The organism is Sulfitobacter sp. HI0040, assembly GCF_001634885.1.
In the GTDB taxonomy this organism is placed as follows: Bacteria; Pseudomonadota; Alphaproteobacteria; order Rhodobacterales; family Rhodobacteraceae; genus Sulfitobacter.
The window spans coordinates 1-769 of sequence record NZ_LWEX01000284.1 but is presented as its reverse complement, the minus strand read 5'-3'; the positions used below and the strand labels follow the sequence as shown (position 1 = coordinate 769).

Here is a 769-nt window from a genome sequence, read left to right as displayed (position 1 = left end):
ACTCGGATCTCAGGAGAAGCCGTCGACGATGGTACCGGCCGAGAAGATCAGCACGATCCCGATGATGACCGAGGCGAACCAGCCCCAGTTGAGCCGCCCCATCATGCACATGAATCCGGTGCCGATGACCGCGAGCGTGGCAACCGCGATCCCGATGGGACCGGTCAGCGCGGCCTCGACGGTTTCCAGCATGGTCTGGATCGGTGACAAGTCCTGCGCGAGAGCAGGCGTAGCCAAAGCCGCCAGGGTTGTGGCGACAGGCAAGAGGCGGCTGAGGCGATGTCGAAGCATGCGAGGTTCCCTTGTTTTACTGAAGTTCGATGAGGACGGGCGCGCGGACTGGAACCCGGTCCGCGATGCGGGTGTCCGGCGCGGAAACGGCTGCGCCTGCCAGCCGGGACCGGATCCGGTGGATGCGCGCAATGTAATCGCGGGTCTCGGCGAAGGGTGGAATGCCGGAATACTCGAGCACCCGGTGCGGCCCGGCATTGTAGGCTGCCAGCGCCAGGTCGATATCCTTGAAGGTGGCGAGCTGGGCGAGCAGGTAGCGCGCCGCGCCATCGAGGTTCTGGGAGGGATCGCGCGGGTCGACCCCGAGTGCGCGCGCCGTGTCGGGCATCAGCTGGCCCAAACCATAGGCGCCCTTGGGGCTGACGGCGGTCGGATTGTAGCTGCTTTCGGCCTCGACCAGGGCGCGGAAGAGGATCTGCCAGTCGTCCGCATCGAGGTCGACCTGCCGCAGGGCGCGGTTTCCCTTGTGGCGATCTGC

At 66.2% G+C, this 769-nt stretch carries 2 protein-coding genes; both read right to left on the bottom strand.

From position 1 onward, the window contains the following. Positions 1 to 9: 9 nt before the first annotated feature. A complete protein-coding gene (locus A3728_RS13785; RefSeq protein ID WP_067924780.1) occupies positions 10 to 291 on the bottom strand; it encodes a TrbC/VirB2 family protein in 282 nt (93 codons plus the stop codon). 16 nt (positions 292 to 307) lie between these two features. Then, positions 308 to 769 (bottom strand): lytic transglycosylase domain-containing protein (locus tag A3728_RS13780; RefSeq protein WP_236630505.1); only part of this gene is annotated, 462 nt, incomplete at its 5' end.